Genomic DNA, 18103 nt, shown 5'->3' with positions numbered 1-18103 from the left:
GAGGCTCTTCTTGCCATTTCCTCCTGCACCCGGAAAAAAAGTTCTTTGGGGATAATGGCTTCGTGGCCATCCTCCACATAATACTGTGGCACGATGCCTTTGTTGATGACTTTTTTCTTGGTCATAAAGTCTACCGTATAGGTCTTCTGGAGCAGGGCATCTCCCATGTATTTCTCATTTCGGAGCATTTTGCCTACTACCGTGCTGTGCCACTTTTCCTGTCCTGTGGCAGTCTTAATCTTCTGCTCCTGCAGGTGTTTGGCTATCTTTCCCACGCTGTAGCCTTCCAGATAAAGGCGGAAAACCAGTTTCACAATCTCTGCCTCCTCCGGTACAATGACCAGATCCCCTTTTTCATTTTTGGTGTATCCCATAAATTTGTTATGATTGACAATCAGCTTGCCGTTTTCAAATTTTCTGACCACACCCCATCTGGTATTCTCACTGATGTTGCGGCTCTCTTCCTGTGCAAGGCTGCTTAGGATGATGATGAGAATTTCTCCGGTTCCGTCCATGGTGTTGACACCCTCTTTTTCAAACACCACCGGTACGTTTTTCTCTTTTAATTTACGGATGGTCAGAAGGGCATCTACCGTGTTTCTTGTGAACCGGCTTACGGACTTGGTGAGTATCATGTCGATTTTTCCGTCCTCCGCATCCTTTATCATGGCATTGAAATCGTCACGCTTTTTGGTGTTGGTGGCACTCTTTCCGTCATCGGCATAAATACCCGCCAGTTTCCAGTTCTCCGTCTCCTGTATTTTCTTGGTGTAGTATTCTACCTGTGCTTCATAGCTACTTTCCTATTCCTCCAGTTCCGTGCTGACACGGCAGTATGCCGCTACCCTCAGTTTCTTTTCTGCCAGTTTTATGTTTCTGTCATACTGGGGTTTTGCCGGAATCATGGATACCTTTTTCTTCACTGCTGTTTGTGGCATCTCTGCTCCTTTCCAGATACGGTCAGGGGTTATTTCTCCTCCTGTCCGTATCCCATTTTGATTCGATTATTATTGTGGAAAATCACTTCCACCGTGTTATCCTGATAAACCAGTATTTTCTGTATCAGCTTTCGATGCAGGTCATCTGTTAATTCTGTAATCTCTTCCATCCCCTGCAGGATTTTTGCCATTTCTTCTGCATTTATACTTTCATCCCGCACCTTAAGTGTCCGATACCGTTCCTCTGCCCTCTGAAAAATAAGGGCTGTGATTTCATCCGGCGTAAGCGCCGAAGCATCGGCATCGACAACATCTCTCTCTTCTAATGCACGATTCAGTCTTCTGTACTCTGCACTGACTGTCTGCTCTGTTTCTCTGTATTTTTCTATCAGACCGGGATTTTGTATCAGACTGTTAATGGCTTTGATACATACCTCTTCTGCCTGTCTGTCTGTAATCTGCCCGCCCCTGCAGGAGACTTTATTCTGATACACATAATTTTTGCACTTCCATTTCGGTACTCCATATCCCTCTTTTTTATGACTTGATTGGATATGGCTGCAGGTGCTTCCACATTCTCCGCATACCAGCATTCCGCTGAATAACAGGATTTCCTTTCGGCTGGGTCTGTGTGTTCCCCTTCCTCCATCGATTCGCACCTGCTCTCTTTTTTTCTGCACCCGGTCAAAGAGTTCCGGTTCTATGATTTGTGGATAATATTCTGTACCCAGATAATTGTGATTTTCCAGTATTCTGCCAACCGTTGCATGGGTCCATGCCACCCTGCCTTTGGCATTTGATATCCCCATTTCTTTTAGGTCTTTTGCTATTTTCCATGCGGAGATTCCGTTATCATAATCCGTAAAAATCTGCTGTACCAGTTTCTTGTGTTCCTCATATGCTTCTATTTTTCCGTTTATGACTTTATATCCGATGGGTGTGTGCCACTGCGTCCTTTTCCCCTCCTTCCTTCTCTGTCAGCTTTAGTCCGTTTTTCAGGCAGAAGGTGATGGCATGGGATTTGGATATCCGAATCTCCTTTACCGTAAGGTCGAACAATTCTTCCTTGAACTCTCTTTGGTAGCCTTCTTCTTTCAGCAGTGTAAGTAGCTGTTCGGTTCTGACAATCTCCTTTGTCCGTTTCTGCCGTCTGTTAAGCATTGTCTTTTTTCTTCTGCATTCTGTCAGCTGTTGTGCCAGCAGGTTGCTTTTCTCCATAAAAAGAGCAGAGTCCATATATCCCTTCTTCATGACCTGATTTAGGATTTGGCTCTGCTCACTTAAGCTGTGTATTTCCGTATTCAATTGTTCCATTTCTTTTGTGTCTGACCTGTTCTCTGCCTGTTCCATCAGTGCCTTTAACATTGGCTCCAGTACGATTCCCTGATTGGTGCAAAGTTTATTCCACATGGTTACGAATGCCTGATGTATCGCATCTTCCCTGATGGCCTTCATCTTACAGTTTTCTATGTTTTCCACATGATTGTGACAGGTCCAGATAATCTTTTCATGGGGTTTTCCGATATAAATCTTCTGTCTTCGGAAGGTACTGCCACACTCTCCGCAGATAATCCTGCTGGAAAACAGGTATCTGTTCTGATATTTGTCCCCATCGATATGTAAGATTTTGTTGCGGTATTCCATGATACTTCGTACCGCCTCAGCCTCTTCATGGGTAATGATTGCAGGATGGGCATCCTTTTGCAGATACATCGGAAGCTGCCCGTTGTTAACTTTCCTCTCGAACGGAAAGTTCCTTTCGGTATAGGTTCTCTGATGCAGGGAATCTCCCTCATAGATAGGATTATTCAGTATCTCTTTGATTACGCTATCCTGCCATTTTTCACTGTATCGGATGGTCGGTACGCCCTGCTCATTTAGTTTTTTGGCTATTCGGTAAGTTCCCATTCCATTTAAGTAGGATTCAAAAATCCATCGTACAGTCTCAACCTCCGTTTCTTCAATCAGCAGATTTCCCTCTTCGTCTTTTCGGTATCCATATGCCGGTGTCCCTACTTTAAAGGCGCCGTTTTCAAAGCGGTTGACGATTGACCAGCGGTTATTTCCGGAGAAGTCTTCCGATTCTCCCTGTGCCACCGATGCCAGAATGGTAAGCATTAACTCGCTTGCTTCATGCAGGGTGTTGATGTTTTCTTTCTCGAAGTAAATTCCAACCCCCATCGCCTTTAGCTTTCGGATGGTCTGGATGCACTCCACGGTATTTCTTGCAAATCTTGTAATGGACTTGGTTAGAATCAATTCCACTTCCCCATCTTCACAGGCTGCTATCATTGCCTTAAATTCATTTCTGCCCTTTGTTTTGGTACCGGTGATTCCTTCGTCCGCATAAACTCCTGCAAACTCCCATAACGGATTGGCTTCGATTTTCTCTGTGTAGTATGCCACCTGTGTTGCATAGGAGCCTGCCTGTGCCTTACTCCCTGTGCTGACTCTGGCATATCCGCATACCTTCAGTTTCCTTGCTGCCTTTTTTCTTCCGGCACCGGAAACTGCCTTGATTACGGTTACTTTTTTTGCCATCTTAGGTTCTCCTTTCCCCTGATTTCAAGGAATTTCATCCCTTGTCAGCAACATACACTATCACACAAGCTGGAATATATCTAGCGTTATTACAGATATACTTTGGCAAGTTCCTGAGAAAATGTTTCAATGTTCAAAAGTCTGATTTTCTCTCTTTCTTCGGCATTTATCAGCCCTCTTTCCTGCATCTTTGTCAGCAGATATTCTGCCTGTTTATATAAGATTTCATTCATCATGGAATTTCTCTCTGCCATGCTCCATCCCCCCTTATTCATCCTTTTGGTGCGCTCCTGCACTGACAATGGCAACTCCTGCCGATACAATTATGATGCAAACCATAAGTCCTGTAATAATCAAAATCATTTCCCCCATAACGTCCTCCATTTTAGGTATTCTAAATTGATGCTGCATAGAAACACAGCTACATCATCTGACACTCTGCCATAGTGACTGCCTGGTCTTCTGCAGCAAAATAAGCATCCGCCTCTTCTCTTGTGACTGCAAGCACTTCTCCGGCTTCTTTTTCTCCCATCTGGATAGGTGCTAACTTTGACACAATTTCCTGACACAATTTCTGATCCGGACAACGATTGATAAAACCTCCAAAGGTATCCAGTATCAGTCAGTCACAGATATCTGTAATAACCATTTTCTCTGCACCATAGAAATGACTTCCCAGAAAGTTTGCCATGTTCTCCGGTGTGGTGGAGATCAGAAATTCCTGTCTATATCCTCCATCCCTTGGATAAAAATAAGCATATCCCATTCTTTCTGATTCAAAAATTTTGTGCATCATATCTGTCACATTTGTTTTTGTTATATTTTCTCCCATTTCTCTTCTCTGCTCCTTTCTCTCTAAAACACACAATGATACGGCAGAAGTCCATCCCTCTGCCGCACTGTTTCTGTACTTTAGTCTTACTGCCATAATCAGGTACTGCCGCAAATGACAGTACCCCTATCCTTCACTTCCTATTTTCATATAAAAAGTGTCTTGTTCCTATTCGACACTACTTCCCGGAGCCGATGAATGCCAAACTCAGAGACCAAAATATAAAACTGCATTCTCTGGTGCTTCATCTTAGGCAACAATCCAGACTGTCTGATGGTTTCAGACATCACGGGCATCTCACCCTCGCCACTGCGTGCCGGCTAATCTCAAGGAGTATCATTATATGCCATTCCCTTCTTCGCACCTGTCCACCACAGACAGGCTGTACCCCGGCTTTCCCGCTCGGCTCCTTAGATGCGATCTTTTTGAGGGCAAATCAGACAAGAAAAAATATGGAATCTGCCACAGGAGTGTCACTGCGCCCCGGTTACGGCTCATGGAATGGTTAACGTATCTGGATTGTTGGATATGGCTGGCAGCGGATTGTGATTGTTCCCTGCTCTCGAAAGCTTCTCTTTTGGAATACCCTCCCGGCATTTGTCAAGGTATGGTGAGAGGGTGTTCCGGGAGAGACCATCTGCCCGGAAAAAAAGTTCCTCTCATAAGGTACTCACAGAAAAACGCGTTTTGCACAGTCTGAAAATGAAAATTTTTTAAATTTTTTTCAAAAAACAGAAAAACAGACCATTTTAAGCAAAAAATTTCTTCATCCGGATTAACATAACCTGTATTGATTCCCAGACTGCATTTCTGCTGATTCCCTGTAATTCAGCTATCTCCCGAAGGGGCTTTCCCTCAAAAAAATAAAGATGCAGGCGCTCCCGTTGTACCTCGGAAAGTGACTGCATCGCTTTTTGTAACGTCTCAAGCTCCATCTGCCTGATTATCATGTCCTCCAGTGACTCTCCCATCTGGTATCATCAAATCTTCCGTTTCCCCTTCCTGATACCCCATTACAGCACAATGACGTGAATCACGCATTTCCTCTGCATGGGCTTCCTTTCGGAAGGTGTTGGTAAGCATCTCATAGACCTCACTGCTGACATAGGCATATTCTGTTTCTCCAATTGCATCCTTGTAAAAATCTCTGATTCGGATTTTAATCCATTTAGACATCCTTTCGTCCTCCATTTCTTCAACTTTTTTGAAATGAAGGACACAGGGCGGACCTCTGATGCTGTTCTGAAAAGTACGATTTCTATTACTTCTAAAAGCAGACTGGGCATCAGTATACTTTCTGATTTTCAGACAACAGAAAAGGCGTGCATTCCTTACCCTTACAGATAACAATGCACGCCAAAAAATGCTCTTATTTTGTTTTCTTATCTTGTTCTTTTCCTTCATGACTGGCAGACTGCCAGAGTATACAATTTCCCAGTATTCTCTCAAACGCATTCTATCTTTTGGTAATGCTCTACTCCCACATATAGAAATTCAGAAAATGTCTCCTGTGTATATCCGCCCCTTTCTCTAGTAGTCTGAATCCATTTCCTAACCTGTACATTAATTAATTTCTTTCTTTTATCTTTTATGATGTGCTTTCCTGTTTTCTTCTTCTGTACCTTATTTGTTATAATAATCATTTAATAGATTTCCAATTATCTCTTTAGATGTTCTTATATGCCGGTATAGCCCGTTACTTCGGGCTTTTCCGGCACTTTTCCTATCGGAAGAACCTCACAAACGTTCTTATTACCCCTCATGTTTCCGCTCTCAAACGTAGTACAAACAGTAGTACATTCTGCGTATCCTATGCGGCTTGGGCCTCTTGGGCGCTCTCTGACGCAGGCTGCGCATGGACTGCTGCGGCGGTCTGTGCCTGGGCTTGCAGCCGTTCCATTTCCTCCTGTGCGGAATGGAACGTGGCGTGGGCGTAATAGTTCAACGTCATAACGATATTGGAATGCCCCATGATGTACTGCAATGCCTTGGGGTTCATGCCTGCGTTTGCCATTCTGGTACAGAATGTATGCCGCATGGTGTGCGGCGTCATGACCTCCGGCAGCGGTTCCTTATGGCATTTGTTGAACTTCTTGGCAAGGCCCTGAAACATGGCATCATAGTGGACAGCCGCTTTTGGAAGCCCATCCCGGTTTAAGAACAGGAAGCCCTTATATCCATCCACCACAACGCCTTTGCCGCCCTTTCGCCTGTGCAGCACGCGCTGAAACGCTTCATAGGCTGCTGCGCTCATAGGCACCTGGCGATAGCCGCTGTCGGTCTTTGGCGCTTCGATGTAGTAGCCGTCCTCGGTGCTTCTCAAAAGCTGGTGGTCTACATTCACACAGCGCTTTCCAAAATTCAGGTCGGCAGGCGTCAGGCCGCAGAGTTCGGAAACGCGAAGCCCGGTTTCCAGCAGAATCAATACCTCGTCATAATACTTGGCATAAACGGGGTCTCTCTGCATGAAGTCCAAAAGCTCCTTTTCCTGTGCAGGGGTAAGCGGCACCTTTGGTACGGTATCGTCGTTGATAACCTCATTGATCTGGAAGTCAAAGGGATTCTTGCGGAGGCAATCGTCCTGTACGGCCATATAAAAGATGGCTTTCAGGGAACGCTTGCCGTTGCAGATGGTGTGATAGGCCACGCCCTTTTCCTGCATACGCAAAGCCCATTCTTTGGCGTCAGACAGCTTTACGCTGTCGATGCTGGCCCCTCCGATTTTATCTTCGGACAAAAGTTTCATCAACTGCTGGCGGCTCTTATGGGTTCCCCGCTTCACATTGCCCCGTTGCCGGATATACTTTTCATAGAGCTGGCACACGGTCATTTTCTTGCCGATGGTGTCAATCCCATCGTCAAGGTCTTTTTGTATCTGCTTGATTTTCTCACGCAGGGAAATATCCGGGCGTTTTCCGGCAGGGATTTTGTCCGTGGGGACTAACTTCCAGGAGTACACAAACTTCGGTTCTCCAAAGGCATCCGTATATTTGTAGGTGTATCTTCCGTCTGTTCGCTGGCTCTCTCCAGATTTCAAAAGGCGGCCCTTGCTGTCCCGTCTTTTTTCGTCTCGTTCTTTTCTTGACATTTCGTCATGCTCCTTTCCATGACGGAAAGAGCCTTGACACACTCTAAAGGTATTATAGCATAGCCAAGGCTCTTTTTCACTAGATTGTATCCAGAGAATCCATGATTTTTTCAAACTTTTGCCGTTTGATTTGGATACGGTTGCCGTTCAAAATCACCCAGCCAGCGGATGGGTTTTCCTCTGCAAGCCGCCGCAGCTTGTTTTCTCCAATGCGAAAATATTTCGACGCTTCCTCAATGGTAAGCGTATACTTTTCCCAAATAGGCACATCGTTATTACTCATAATCTTGCCTCCTTCTTTTCAACACAAAAATTTCTTGTAACTATGGGCAAAACACGGACGGCTGGCGGCCCAGCTCCACGGGACTTTCACCCCCGCGTGGTTCTCACACGGCCCTACCCATTGCCTGCGACGCTTCTAACGCTCGGACTGTGGCTGTAAGGGAGTATCATTGTCCTATCTGCACGTCGTCGCCCATAAGCAGCCACGCCTATGTTACGGCTGGGTGGTGGTCGCTCCGCTGTTTTCGTAGAAAGCAGTATCATGGCGCACCCGCCGTCCGGCTCAGTGCAGACAGAATGTGTCCGTATACCCTATGACGCACCGCCATTGTCCTGCGGGCGTATTTGTCAAGGTGTAACCATCAGCCACCGGGTCGGCGGAAATGTGGAAAGGGAGTAGTCAGACATTTCCGTTCCCGTGGCCGGGCCGTTACTTCAAAGCAACGATGATGGAGTGAATGAGCTTGAGTTCCAAACGGTGCTTCATAAACTCGTCCACGCACACAGAAGGGATGCCGTTGCTGTCGTACAAGGTGCGGGTGCAGAGCTTGTTTATGTAGCCCGCATAGTACCGCAGCACTTGTTCCATAGCCATTGCGTCCCCAGCGTGGGCAGCTTCCATCACCGAAAGGGGCAGAAGCTCTCTGCCGTTGAATGTGGGTTCCTTCATCCGCGTTTCCCTCCCTCTGGCATGAGCGCCATCAATTTCAAACGCAACTGTTTCAGGGTGCTTGTCCTGTGGCGCTGTACGGCGCTGCGGGACATTCTCATGAGGCTTGCGATTTCTCCGTCTGCCAAATCCAAAACACAGTGCAAAATCAAAATGCTTTGTTCCTGTTGTGGCAGGCTGGCGAATGCCTCGGCTACAAGCTCGTTGTCAATGGGCAAATCATATCCATGCGACGAAAAAACGTAGCTATCGCTGGGGTAATAATCTACCGTGGAGAGCTTTTCCAGTTCTTCCGGCGTCAGGCATTCAAACGACTTTTCACGGTCGCGCTGCCGTCCCATCTCACGCAGATAATCTTTGGCCTCATTGCGGAGTACCGCCTTGCAAAATGCGTCATAGCGGTGCCGCAGGATAAAGTCATTGCGGGGGATTGTATCCATCTTCTCACCCCCTTTCTGTGGGTGATTTTGGTGGTTCTCTCCCTTTCCGCCAAAGTTACTTTTGAAAGGCCACCAGCTACCCGCTAAACGCCACTTTTTTAAACATTTTTTGAAAAAGTGTGGGGCCGGTGGTACGGGACGCAGGAAATAACAAAATTCGCCCGGAAGGGCATAGACCCTCCGGGCGAACATAAAAATAGTATAGTGTTTTATTGCATGGGATAACGCATGGTTCCGGCCATATTTTCCACTGGCCGGGGGATGGCTTTTTTTAACGGTTCTACTCCCGTTTCCGTTGGTCGATCTCCTGTACTACACATGACGGCTCCTCCTTAAGCCGCCGATCTCGCCAGCGTCAGGGCGTCGTTTCCTATGGAGGACAAAGAAACGGCAGACTTGGTTTTGAACCGCCGCAGATTAAGAAATCCATTTTACGCTCAAGAAAACCTCTGCCCCTGCAACGTTTTTTCTTTCCCTATTGGGCGGTGAAGCGTATTTCGTGTGATTCAATGCCTATTGGTCGACTGCTTAAAACAAACCATTCAAAAGATTCACTACTAATAACGTGTTCCAGACGGCAGGCATCGGCTTCTGCAATTTTAGGCTCAACGCCTGCGGCTATGAGCTGTTTCATGAAAAAGCAATGGCGCATAGATTTTCTCGGCCACTTCCCGCCCTAACTCGGCCAGGTGGAGAAAGTGGTCCCCATCCTTTGTGAGAAAACCGCCGTCACGTAGGGCGTTCACCGCCGTACATACGCTGGACTTTGATACTTCCATGTGACGGGAAAGGTCAACAGAACGCACCATACCTTTTTTTCTTTTGCAATATCAGTATAGCTTTTAAATAATCTTCTCCAGAGTTATGAATTTTCATCATCACCCCTCATTTCCCGCAGGACATTCCGATGATAGCGTAGCTTTCCTCCCTCAATGTAGAGAACGCTGTCCGCTGCTTCCGCAATCAACTCAATATCGTGCGTAATGAGCAGGATGCAGCGGCCTTCTCCTGCAAGCTGTTTCAGCAGATTGACCGTCAAGTGCATATTGAATCCGTCTAAGCCGCTGGTTGGCTCGTCGAATACTAACAGCTTTCTTCCGCTTGCCGCTGCCAGCGCCAATAGGAGGCGCTGCTTCTGGCCACCGGAAAGAGATGCGGGATGCCTCTGTGTGAAGCTCTCCAAGCCCATTTTCCGCAACTGGGAAAGTGCTGTTTCTCGCAGCTTGACTGTACTCTTTCTCCCAAGGGAAAATTCATCCAGTACGGTAGGTGCATAGAGCTGATAGTCGGAATCCTGCTGTACGAAAAAAGATTTCTGTGTTCGGCGTTTCCGTTTCAGGATTTCACCGTCAAACGAAACTACCCCCATTGCCCGGTATAAGCCTGTGATAATGCGGCAAAGAGTGGATTTACCTGCGCCGTTTGGCCCTGCAATCGCAAGGATTTTTCCGCTTTGTGCAGCAAAACTGACAGCCTCCAAAATTTGCTTGTTGTCCAGCATACAGGAGATTGCGGACACCTGTAAAACATTATGTTGATTTTGCAGATATGCCCCGCCTACGCGAAAGGGAGGCGGCGCAAAAGGGCGAAGCCCCATCGACAGCATCTGCTTTGCTGTCAGGGATAGGGCTGCCTCTCTGTCATAAACAGCGGAAATTGTACCTTCCTCCATAAAAACAAGCCGGTCAAAAGAATCCCGTACATAATGAAAACGATGCTCTGAGAGAATAATCGTATGTCCCTCCAGTTTCAGACGGTAAAGTAACGCGCCAAGGCGCACCGTCGCCTCGCTATCCAAGTTTGCGGACGGCTCATCTAAGACAATGACGTTCGGCGCCATCGCATAGATAGAAGCAATGGCGACAAGTTGTTTTTCCCCGCTGGACAGGGGAAATATCTTCCGCTCTATCAGATGTTCAATATCCATCTGTTTACAAACCGCCTTTAGTCGCACCTGCATGACTGTTCGATCCAGAGGAATGTTTTCCATTCCCAGCACGATCTCATCCGTTGTGTTGGTAGCGAAAAATTGGCTGCGCGGGTTCTGAAAGACGCTGCCTACCATTGTTCCTAAACGGTGGACAGGCATTTGCAACGCATCTTCTCCATTAAGAAAATAACCGCCCGCTGTCTTGCCCGGATAAAAGCCGGGACAAAGGCCATTAAGAATACGGGTCAGTGTTGTTTTGCCGCATCCACTCCTGCCGGACAGGATCACAAACTCACCCTTTTTTACGTGAAGGTCGATGCTTCTGAGCTGCCCCTTTGCTTCGTTTGAGTTCTCATAGGTGAAAGAGAGGTTTTTCAGTTCAATCAAAAAATCCCCCTCCTTTCCAGCAGAAATACAGTTAAGGGAATCAGCAACGCTATCACACAGAGCGCGGCGTCCTTTCCTGTGAAGCGGACAGGGCGATAAGAAATTGTTTTCCCGGAAAAATGCACTCCTCTCACTGTCATAGATGCAGAGAGTTCTTCTGCAACTTTTGTCGTGCGCAGAATCAGCGGGATCAAAATATATTCCGCTGTTGAGGGAAGATGAGTAAGTGTATACAATATGCCTACACCAATCCCGCGAAACCTCTGCGATGCACGAATTGCCCGATACTCACCACCAATGGTCGGAAAAAACCGTAGCAAAACGGCAAGCCCAATGCCCACTGCTTTCGGCAGACGCATAGCCTGCAACGAGGCTATCAGGGAACCGGTAGGTTCTTTCGCAAGGCATACGGCAAAAGATAACGGCACGATTGCTTTGCGTCCTATAACGCCCATATTGGAAAACGCAAGGCCCAAAAAGTAAAACCTGTCATCAGGAAGAAGTTGCACCCCGATCCATGCAAATCCCGTCAAAATAATATACACAAACAAGAATGATATGGTATACTGCCCCTTTCGCATGGCGAGCTGCAAGAGCATACACCATGCGAAAAGCCACAGGCCACCTATGTTGGAATGGATCAGAATAATTGCGGCCACGCCAATCAAAAGATGTACGAGCCATGTTCTTGGATCAATAGCTGTTTTGGTTTTTGTTTTCTCCACGTTCATACGACACCGGCAGGATTAAAGTGCTTGCCCAGCATCTTTACGCCCAACAGATACCCGCCAACGCAAAGAACCGCTGTCACGCCAAGAGAGAGCAGAATATTTTGCGGAGCGCACCAAAACTCTGCCGTTTGACTGACCGCCGACATAGCAGTAGTTTCGTCCATACCCAAATCCATATAAATCTTGACGTAACTTTCACGGAACAGGAATAGGTTCAGGGTACTTCCCATTGCGTTCAGACACCACATGAGGATATGAGGAACAGCAGGGCGCACTTTACTTTGATAACCGCCCCCCAGCACAATCAGTTCATTGACAATAGCCAGAATGTAGAAATACAGAGCGGCATAGGCACTACCCATAATCAACATATAAGTACCGTACAGCGCAGCAATAATGAACTGGGTTCCGATTTTCGGGCATTTACGGATCATCAGTACATAGACGATGCCATTCACAAGGCCGATAAGCCCCGGTTCAAGGAAATATAGCAACTGCATATTTGCCGCAAATGGTAACATGATGAGATAGCCAATGCCGATCATCAGGCAGGACAGTACAATATCAAGGACGAACTCCTTTAGGTTTAAGAATTTTGATTTCATTTTTCCTCCTAAGATTGTTTGAAAGTATAGTTTCCAGCCAGATTTTGCAGTTCCCACAACCGGGAATAAAGTCCGTTCGTTTTGACAAGCTGGTTATGGGTTCCCTGCTGTGTGATTCTGCCGTTTTCAAGAACAAGAATCTTCTGTGCGCCACGCACGGTTTTCAGCCGATGCGCAATCATAATCACGGTGCGATCTTTGGATATTTCATCCAACGCTTTTTGCACCATTGCCTCGTTGTCTGCATCGAGAGATGCGGTAGGCTCATCCAGAAGCAAAATCGGAACATCCTTCAAAAATGCTCTCGCTAATGAGATACGTTGTCGCTCACCCCCGGACAGAGTTGCACCGCCTTCTCCCACAACTGTATCGTACCCCTCCGGCAAGGCGGAAATGAAGCTGTGGCAACGCGCCTTCTGGCAGGCATCGATTATTTGCTGTTCTGTGATGTTTTCGTTCCCAAAGCACAGGTTCTCCCGTATCGTACCCCGGAATAGATAGGTATTTTGCATCACCATAGATACCTGAGAAAGCAGGTTTTCCGGCGCAATACTACGAAGCTCTTTTCCGGCAAAACGCACCTGCCCACTCTGATAGTCCCAGAATCGCGCCATTAGCCGCAGAAGCGTGGATTTGCCGCTTCCAGAGGGGCCTACCAAAGCCGTAAGTGCACCCGCCGATATTTCAAAACTCACGTCATGGATAACGTTGGTACTCTCTGTATAGCCAAAGGAAACACTGTTAAAGGTATAGCTGTCACCGTAATCGATTTCGTCCTCACCGGAGAGGTCTGGTAGTGTCATTACCTTATCCAGCCGTTCGCCGGATAACGCCATGCCCCGCAGAGCAGAAATGCTGCTCACAAGGGTAAGCGCCGGTTCCGTCAGTTTTGTGGCGATTACAAGAAAACCAGCGAAGTCCAGGATGGTAAGAGTACCGCCCAGCAGCAAATACAAACCTACTGCCGCCGTCACAGGAACGACGAATTTGACCAATGATGCGCACAGGGTAGAAAGGCTTCCCGCAACAGCTTCCTCCCGCAGCGATTCCCTGCGCAGGTCAGAAAACGCTTTTTCCAGAGCATCAAATCCGCTGCCGGTGCGATGGTAGGCTTTGAGGTCTTTCATTCCATGCAGATATTCGTTGAGTTGTGTTGCAGCTCGCGCTTTTGCCTCCATGACCTGACGGCCGTGTTTTTCCTTTACTTTTGCAATTTGTAGCATCAGAATTGCGCAGACCGGCAGCATAGCGAAGATCGACACCGCCATACGCCAGTCAAAGAACAGAATACAAACAAAGGAAAGCGACAGAAAAAAGCCTACGCCAATAGGATAGGGCAACCAGTAACACATGGTATATTCCACATTGGCAAAATCACTTGCAAAGGAGCTGGTTAACTCGCCGGATTCCTTTGAGGAAAAGAAGCCAAGGCTTTGGCGGCGCAACTTTTGGATATAAGCAATGCGTTTGTCTGCGGTATCGTTGTACGCCCGCCCATAGGTGTTGTAGTAGGAAATCAACTCTACCACATATTGAAACAGGACGTAACCAAGTCCTATGACCGCAATTTTAATCAACAGCGCAATATCCAGCATATATGGTGGATAAAATGCTTGCCATAAGAGATAAATCGCCATATATGCGAGGATCGCGGGAAGAATACTGAATGCCTGCGAAAGAAACAGCCACAGCGTCGGCGCAATAATCTGTTTCGGATGATGGAAGGTGAATTGCTGGATTATCTTAAACATGGACAAGCCCTCCTTTCATCTGCCAGCTTTCTGTTTCGTTCTGAATCGCCCACAGATGTGCATACAGTCCCTTTGATTGTAGCAGCTCGGTATGTGTGCCGCTTTCTTTGAGTTGCCCATTCTCCAATACAAAAATGCAGTCTGCATCCTGAACGGAATAAAGCCGGTGCGCGATCATCAGGACAGTCTTGCCCCTCAAAAGCTCCGCCATACTTTCTCTCAGGGCAAGCTCGTTTTCCGCATCGGTAAAAGCCATTGCCTCATCCAGTACGACGATGGGCGCGTCCTTTAAGATCGCTCTCGCAATAGCGATGCGCTGTGCCTCACCGCCTGACAACTTATGTCCGCCATCGCCCAGCTTTGTATCATAGCCGTTTGGCAGGGAGCAGATGAACTCATGGCATCTTGCCGCTTTTGCTGCGCGCTCCACGTCCTCGCGGTGAACCTTGCTGTGCATGGCGATATTGTCATATACGCTCTCTGCAAAAATATGTGTGTCCTGAAAAACAAAGGAAACGGTACTCATCAGGGCTTTTGCAGAATACTCCCGAATGTCTCTTCCTGCGATGGTAATAGAGCCGCTTTCCACGTCCCAAAACCGGGCGATAAGTTGCCCTGCCGTGGATTTCCCTCCGCCGGACGGTCCTACCAAAGCGGCAAAACTCCCTGTCGGTATCTCCATTGTCAGGTGATTCAGAGCCATGCGACGCAGCGGGTCGGCAGCGTTTTGATAGGAAAAGCTCACATCATGAAATGAGACATTGGCTTCGCCCTCTGGCTTGGTTTCTGTTCCCTCGGATATGGGTTGTAGATTCAATATCGCATCGATTTGATCCATGCGTACCGACAAGTTTCGTAAATCTGCGCCAAACTCCACCAACTCCATCAATGGACTAATGCAGGCGGGGCCGACGATCAGGAACATCAAAAGCTCCATCATAAGATTGTGGTCGTCGGGCTTCAGATACAGCAGTATGCAGCCGACAGCCAGCAAAAACGCCAGCACAGAGATGGTAATGGTCTTGTACGCACCGAAAATCGGTGTAACGCGCTTCAGATAGACTTTCCAGTGTTCCCTGTTTTTCTCCACCAGCCCTGTCAAACGGCGGGCGGCCGCCTCTGGTCTGCCAAAGATTTTTTCTTCCTCCATGCCCGCCACATATTCAGAAAATGCGGCATCCAGCTCAGTGGAGGAATGGTTTAGATCGCTCCATATCTTTTGCCCTTGCTTTCCGCCGAACGCGGAAAATTGGATGAGAAATGCAAACGCTAAGGCAATAAAAATCGTCAGTGCCAGCGTGATGTTGAGAGAAAACATTAACACGGCCAAAGATGCAAGCAAAAGTCCCGCACCGAAGATATTGGAAACATCATGGGCTATGATATTTTCCATTTTTTCGATGTTCTCATTCATCGTTTTCTGTATCGCGCCGGATTGCCCGCTTGTATAAAAGCCGAGGTTCAGCCGCCCCATGTGGTCGAGAATGCGCATACGCAAATCATACAGAGCATTGAACGCACAGGCATGGCAGGAAAAGCTGCCGATAACAGACAGCACAATCCCCAGTACAATACTTCCTATCGTAATCGCCTCCCACAGCCATATCTCATCAATTGGAATAGCCGTTCCTTTCCATGAAGCCAACAAAAACAGCCGGACAATTCGGTAGACCGTATAGAACGGTACACCGGACAGCAGGACGCTGAGCGCAGAGCAGGTCACACCGAGGATATATTTTCCCGGATTGCAACGTGCGGTTCGGAATACACGGAGGATGACATTTTTCTTTGTATCTTGCATAATACTCCTTTCTCTGCGGCTTTTGTTTCATAACAGATACCGCAAAATTTCTATTAGTTAGCTATAGCTAACCAATAATAGATTATACGCATGTAAGATAAGTTGTCAACATAACGAAAAGTGCCTCAAAACAAAACTCACATTTCACAAATTACCAGAAACCATTGAAACATAGCTGATTTTTATGGTATGATCTCATATATAGTTGAGTGAAACTGACCAAAATTTGTGCCAAATCAGAAATCTTTGTGCCAGAACAAAAAGAAAGGCGGTTCTTCCATGATAACAATACACAGCATCGATGAAATGCTGGATTTTTACATATCTCTTGGCGGCGTCAAGAAAAATGCGCTGAATGGTTTTCACTATGCGTTTCCAGGAGAACATTCAAAAGTTCGTTTTTGGGGCGATTTGCGGGGCTTTTCTGCCGCCGATGCAGATTTTACTTATCCACGTGATACTGTCGTCCGCAGCCAATTCAGACAACGATATGTGGGGATTGGATTGAGTGAACAGGGCGCAGTCGAAACCTATACACAGAAAACGCAGATGATACATTTTGGTGAGGGCATCAATTGTTTTGTTTTTGATTCGCCCATTCCATTTTTTATGAAAATTTCCGGCGGACAACGGTTGCGGTTTCAAGGACTATATTTTCAGGAAGCATTCTTCGCTGAGAATAATATACCGCTCTATGACAGCTTTTGGCGGGATGCAAAGAACACGATTCACGGTGCGAATCTTCATGCTCCAGAGCTGGTAGCCAGCTATCACCGCATTGAACAATGCCGCCTGACGGGACTTGCTTTTGACACATGGCTAAAGGGGCTGGGGATGGAAGTCGCCGGTTCCCTAATCGACCTTGTGCAACAGCTATCTGCACAACCGCCTGCCTATCTTGATGCGAACGAAATCTGCGCAGTAGAAAGCGCAAAAGCTATCCTGCAAACAAACTTGAAGCATCCGCCTACTATTCTTGAGCTTTGCAGGAAGGTCGGCGTTAATAAGAACAAGCTGCAAAAGGGCTTTCGTCTGACTGAGGGGAAAAGTGTTGCGGAATATGTCCGTACCTTGCGCATGGAACGTGCGCTTGATCTATTGGCGGACGGCACGCTTGCTATTCAGGAGGTTTCGGAAGCTGTTGGCTATCAAGGAATCAGCAATTTTTATTCCGTTTTCCGTCAGACCTTTGGGTACACACCTGCCGCAATACAAAAGCTGTTGGAAGCGGACGAAGCCCATCGGGATATAGGGTCAGCGACACAAACACTATTTGCAGGAACACAAAAGGATGTTTTACACTGATCAGCTCACAAGTAGCATATGAAAGCCTAATAACCAATACTTCAATAGTCTAAGTGATTTTTATTTGTTAATAATACTTTTAAGTTTTCAAAGCTCAGAATTATAAAATGAATCGAAAGTACATATTAAATCATTCCCGACGCGCTCTATGAACAATAGAATGTAGTGGGGGGATATAATATACCAAATGTAAAAGACCGCCGCGATTTTGAAAGTTTCGGGGCGGATGTGCAACAGGCACGGGAAGCCGTGGGAATGTCCCGCAGGGAGTTGGCGGAACGGGTGGGGATAGACCCACGCTATCTTGCCAATATTGAGCTGTGCGGCACCATACCGAGTGTGCCGGTTGTGATGCAACTTATCCGACTATGAAACCAGCGGAACGCTATTTTAATCCTGGCTTAATCAGAGAGGACAGCGAACAGCGCCAGCGGACAAGCCACAAGTTGCAGTTCTGACCGGAAAAATACCTGACTACCGTCGAGGGCGTCATTGACGGGGTAATCAAATTGAATGAAATCGACGGGGAAACGGAGGGTGAGTAAGGTATCCTCTGTTTTGCTTTTATGGAGGCCAAGGGCCTCTTATTTTTTTGCAAATTTTTCTTTCCAAAGCGCTCTTTTGCGGGTAGTTTAAGGGCTTTTCGGAGTATTAGGAGTGGAGGAAAAGAAAAACAGCAAACCTGCTAATAATGCAAGCACTTTTTTGTGGCAGGAAAAATGTGCATAACAAAATAGCCGTCGCCAATGACGGCAAAACAAATGTGGATTTTATCAAAGCAATCACGCGGATTGTTTTAAGC

Annotated in this window: 21 protein-coding genes and 2 pseudogenes; 3 read left to right on the top strand and 20 right to left on the bottom strand. The window is 47.0% G+C overall.

The window, feature by feature from the left end; all coding sequences use genetic code 11:
* Window positions 1-17 precede the first annotated feature (17 nt).
* The 12 genes and pseudogenes from FYJ39_RS21620 to FYJ39_RS18805 form a co-directional block, all read right to left on the bottom strand.
* Window positions 18-785, bottom strand: a pseudogene (locus FYJ39_RS21620) (recombinase family protein); the annotation flags it as partial.
* 18 nt (window positions 786-803) lie between these two features.
* Window positions 804-938 carry a hypothetical protein gene (locus FYJ39_RS21615; RefSeq protein ID WP_407923863.1) on the bottom strand — a complete coding sequence of 45 codons (135 nt, stop codon included), beginning with the start codon at window positions 936-938 and terminating at the stop codon, window positions 804-806.
* Window positions 939-967: 29 nt separating this feature from the next.
* The gene (locus tag FYJ39_RS21410) at window positions 968-1846 is read right to left on the bottom strand and encodes a recombinase family protein (protein WP_328597577.1); all 879 of its coding nucleotides are present in this window, start codon (window positions 1844-1846) and stop codon (window positions 968-970) included.
* Window positions 1847-1862: 16 nt separating this feature from the next.
* Window positions 1863-3479 carry a recombinase family protein gene (locus FYJ39_RS18835; RefSeq protein WP_154473897.1) on the bottom strand — a complete coding sequence of 539 codons (1617 nt, stop codon included), beginning with the start codon at window positions 3477-3479 and terminating at the stop codon, window positions 1863-1865.
* 89 nt (window positions 3480-3568) lie between these two features.
* A complete protein-coding gene (locus FYJ39_RS18830; RefSeq protein ID WP_154473896.1) occupies window positions 3569-3733 on the bottom strand; it encodes an SHOCT domain-containing protein in 165 nt (54 codons plus the stop codon).
* A 167-nt stretch (window positions 3734-3900) separates the two neighbouring features.
* The gene (locus FYJ39_RS21270) at window positions 3901-4035 is read right to left on the bottom strand and encodes a hypothetical protein (RefSeq protein WP_268890689.1); all 135 of its coding nucleotides are present in this window, start codon (window positions 4033-4035) and stop codon (window positions 3901-3903) included.
* A gap of 66 nt (window positions 4036-4101) precedes the next feature.
* Window positions 4102-4407, bottom strand: a complete 306-nt coding sequence (locus FYJ39_RS21080) for a hypothetical protein (protein WP_235919892.1) — start codon at window positions 4405-4407, stop codon at window positions 4102-4104.
* Between the two features lie 653 nt (window positions 4408-5060).
* The gene (locus FYJ39_RS21075; RefSeq protein ID WP_407923864.1) at window positions 5061-5246 is read right to left on the bottom strand and encodes an RNA polymerase sigma factor; all 186 of its coding nucleotides are present in this window, start codon (window positions 5244-5246) and stop codon (window positions 5061-5063) included.
* Window positions 5236-5487 carry a hypothetical protein gene (locus tag FYJ39_RS21070; protein ID WP_235919891.1) on the bottom strand — a complete coding sequence of 84 codons (252 nt, stop codon included), beginning with the start codon at window positions 5485-5487 and terminating at the stop codon, window positions 5236-5238. Before FYJ39_RS21070 ends, FYJ39_RS21075 begins: the two co-directional genes overlap by 11 nt.
* 269 nt (window positions 5488-5756) lie before the next feature.
* Window positions 5757-5954, bottom strand: coding sequence for a hypothetical protein (locus tag FYJ39_RS18815; RefSeq protein WP_154473895.1), 198 nt, complete (start codon window positions 5952-5954; stop codon window positions 5757-5759).
* Window positions 5955-6121: 167 nt separating this feature from the next.
* The gene (locus FYJ39_RS18810; protein ID WP_154473894.1) at window positions 6122-7399 is read right to left on the bottom strand and encodes a tyrosine-type recombinase/integrase; all 1278 of its coding nucleotides are present in this window, start codon (window positions 7397-7399) and stop codon (window positions 6122-6124) included.
* Window positions 7400-7478: 79 nt separating this feature from the next.
* Window positions 7479-7682, bottom strand: a complete 204-nt coding sequence (locus tag FYJ39_RS18805; RefSeq protein ID WP_154473893.1) for an excisionase — start codon at window positions 7680-7682, stop codon at window positions 7479-7481.
* 210 nt (window positions 7683-7892) lie between these two features.
* Between FYJ39_RS18805 and FYJ39_RS18795 the strand changes: the two genes are divergently transcribed.
* Window positions 7893-8081, top strand: a complete 189-nt coding sequence (locus tag FYJ39_RS18795) for a hypothetical protein (protein WP_154473892.1) — start codon at window positions 7893-7895, stop codon at window positions 8079-8081.
* A gap of 30 nt (window positions 8082-8111) precedes the next feature.
* On the opposite strand, the gene FYJ39_RS18790 is transcribed toward FYJ39_RS18795, so the two are convergent.
* From FYJ39_RS18790 to FYJ39_RS18755, 8 genes and pseudogenes are all read right to left on the bottom strand, one after another.
* Complete coding sequence (locus FYJ39_RS18790; protein WP_154473891.1) at window positions 8112-8351, bottom strand: helix-turn-helix domain-containing protein; 240 nt, start codon at window positions 8349-8351, stop codon at window positions 8112-8114.
* Window positions 8348-8791 (bottom strand): RNA polymerase sigma factor, encoded by a 444-nt coding sequence (locus FYJ39_RS18785; protein WP_154473890.1) that lies wholly within the window; start codon window positions 8789-8791, stop codon window positions 8348-8350. Before FYJ39_RS18785 ends, FYJ39_RS18790 begins: the two co-directional genes overlap by 4 nt.
* 475 nt (window positions 8792-9266) lie before the next feature.
* Window positions 9267-9667, bottom strand: a pseudogene (locus FYJ39_RS18780) (metal-dependent transcriptional regulator).
* The gene (locus FYJ39_RS18775; protein ID WP_154473889.1) at window positions 9654-11108 is read right to left on the bottom strand and encodes an ABC transporter ATP-binding protein; all 1455 of its coding nucleotides are present in this window, start codon (window positions 11106-11108) and stop codon (window positions 9654-9656) included. Before FYJ39_RS18775 ends, FYJ39_RS18780 begins: the two are co-directional and overlap by 14 nt.
* Window positions 11105-11839, bottom strand: coding sequence for an energy-coupling factor transporter transmembrane component T family protein (locus tag FYJ39_RS18770; RefSeq protein WP_154473888.1), 735 nt, complete (start codon window positions 11837-11839; stop codon window positions 11105-11107). Before FYJ39_RS18770 ends, FYJ39_RS18775 begins: the two co-directional genes overlap by 4 nt.
* Window positions 11836-12444, bottom strand: a complete 609-nt coding sequence (locus FYJ39_RS18765; protein WP_154473887.1) for an MptD family putative ECF transporter S component — start codon at window positions 12442-12444, stop codon at window positions 11836-11838. The genes FYJ39_RS18770 and FYJ39_RS18765 overlap by 4 nt, the downstream gene beginning before the upstream one ends.
* A gap of 8 nt (window positions 12445-12452) precedes the next feature.
* On the bottom strand, window positions 12453-14195 hold the full coding sequence (locus tag FYJ39_RS18760) for an ABC transporter ATP-binding protein (protein ID WP_154473886.1): 1743 nt from the start codon (window positions 14193-14195) through the stop codon (window positions 12453-12455).
* Entirely contained in the window at window positions 14188-15996 is a 1809-nt protein-coding gene (locus FYJ39_RS18755) for an ABC transporter ATP-binding protein (RefSeq protein ID WP_154473885.1), read from the bottom strand. Before FYJ39_RS18755 ends, FYJ39_RS18760 begins: the two co-directional genes overlap by 8 nt.
* A 279-nt stretch (window positions 15997-16275) precedes the next feature.
* On the opposite strand from FYJ39_RS18755, the gene FYJ39_RS18750 reads away from it, so the two are divergent.
* Together FYJ39_RS18750 and FYJ39_RS21735 are read left to right on the top strand one after the other, a co-directional pair.
* Window positions 16276-17301 carry a helix-turn-helix transcriptional regulator gene (locus FYJ39_RS18750; protein WP_195840480.1) on the top strand — a complete coding sequence of 342 codons (1026 nt, stop codon included), beginning with the start codon at window positions 16276-16278 and terminating at the stop codon, window positions 17299-17301.
* 228 nt (window positions 17302-17529) lie between these two features.
* Window positions 17530-17673, top strand: coding sequence for a helix-turn-helix domain-containing protein (locus FYJ39_RS21735; RefSeq protein ID WP_456236700.1), 144 nt, complete (start codon window positions 17530-17532; stop codon window positions 17671-17673).
* Window positions 17674-18103: the final 430 nt, after the last annotated feature.

The sequence above is a fragment of the Clostridium porci genome, assembly GCF_009696375.1.
Lineage (GTDB): Bacteria > Bacillota > Clostridia > Lachnospirales > Lachnospiraceae > Enterocloster > Enterocloster porci.
Note: the sequence above shows the minus strand (reverse complement) of the source record. Positions and strands in the feature narration are given on the sequence as shown.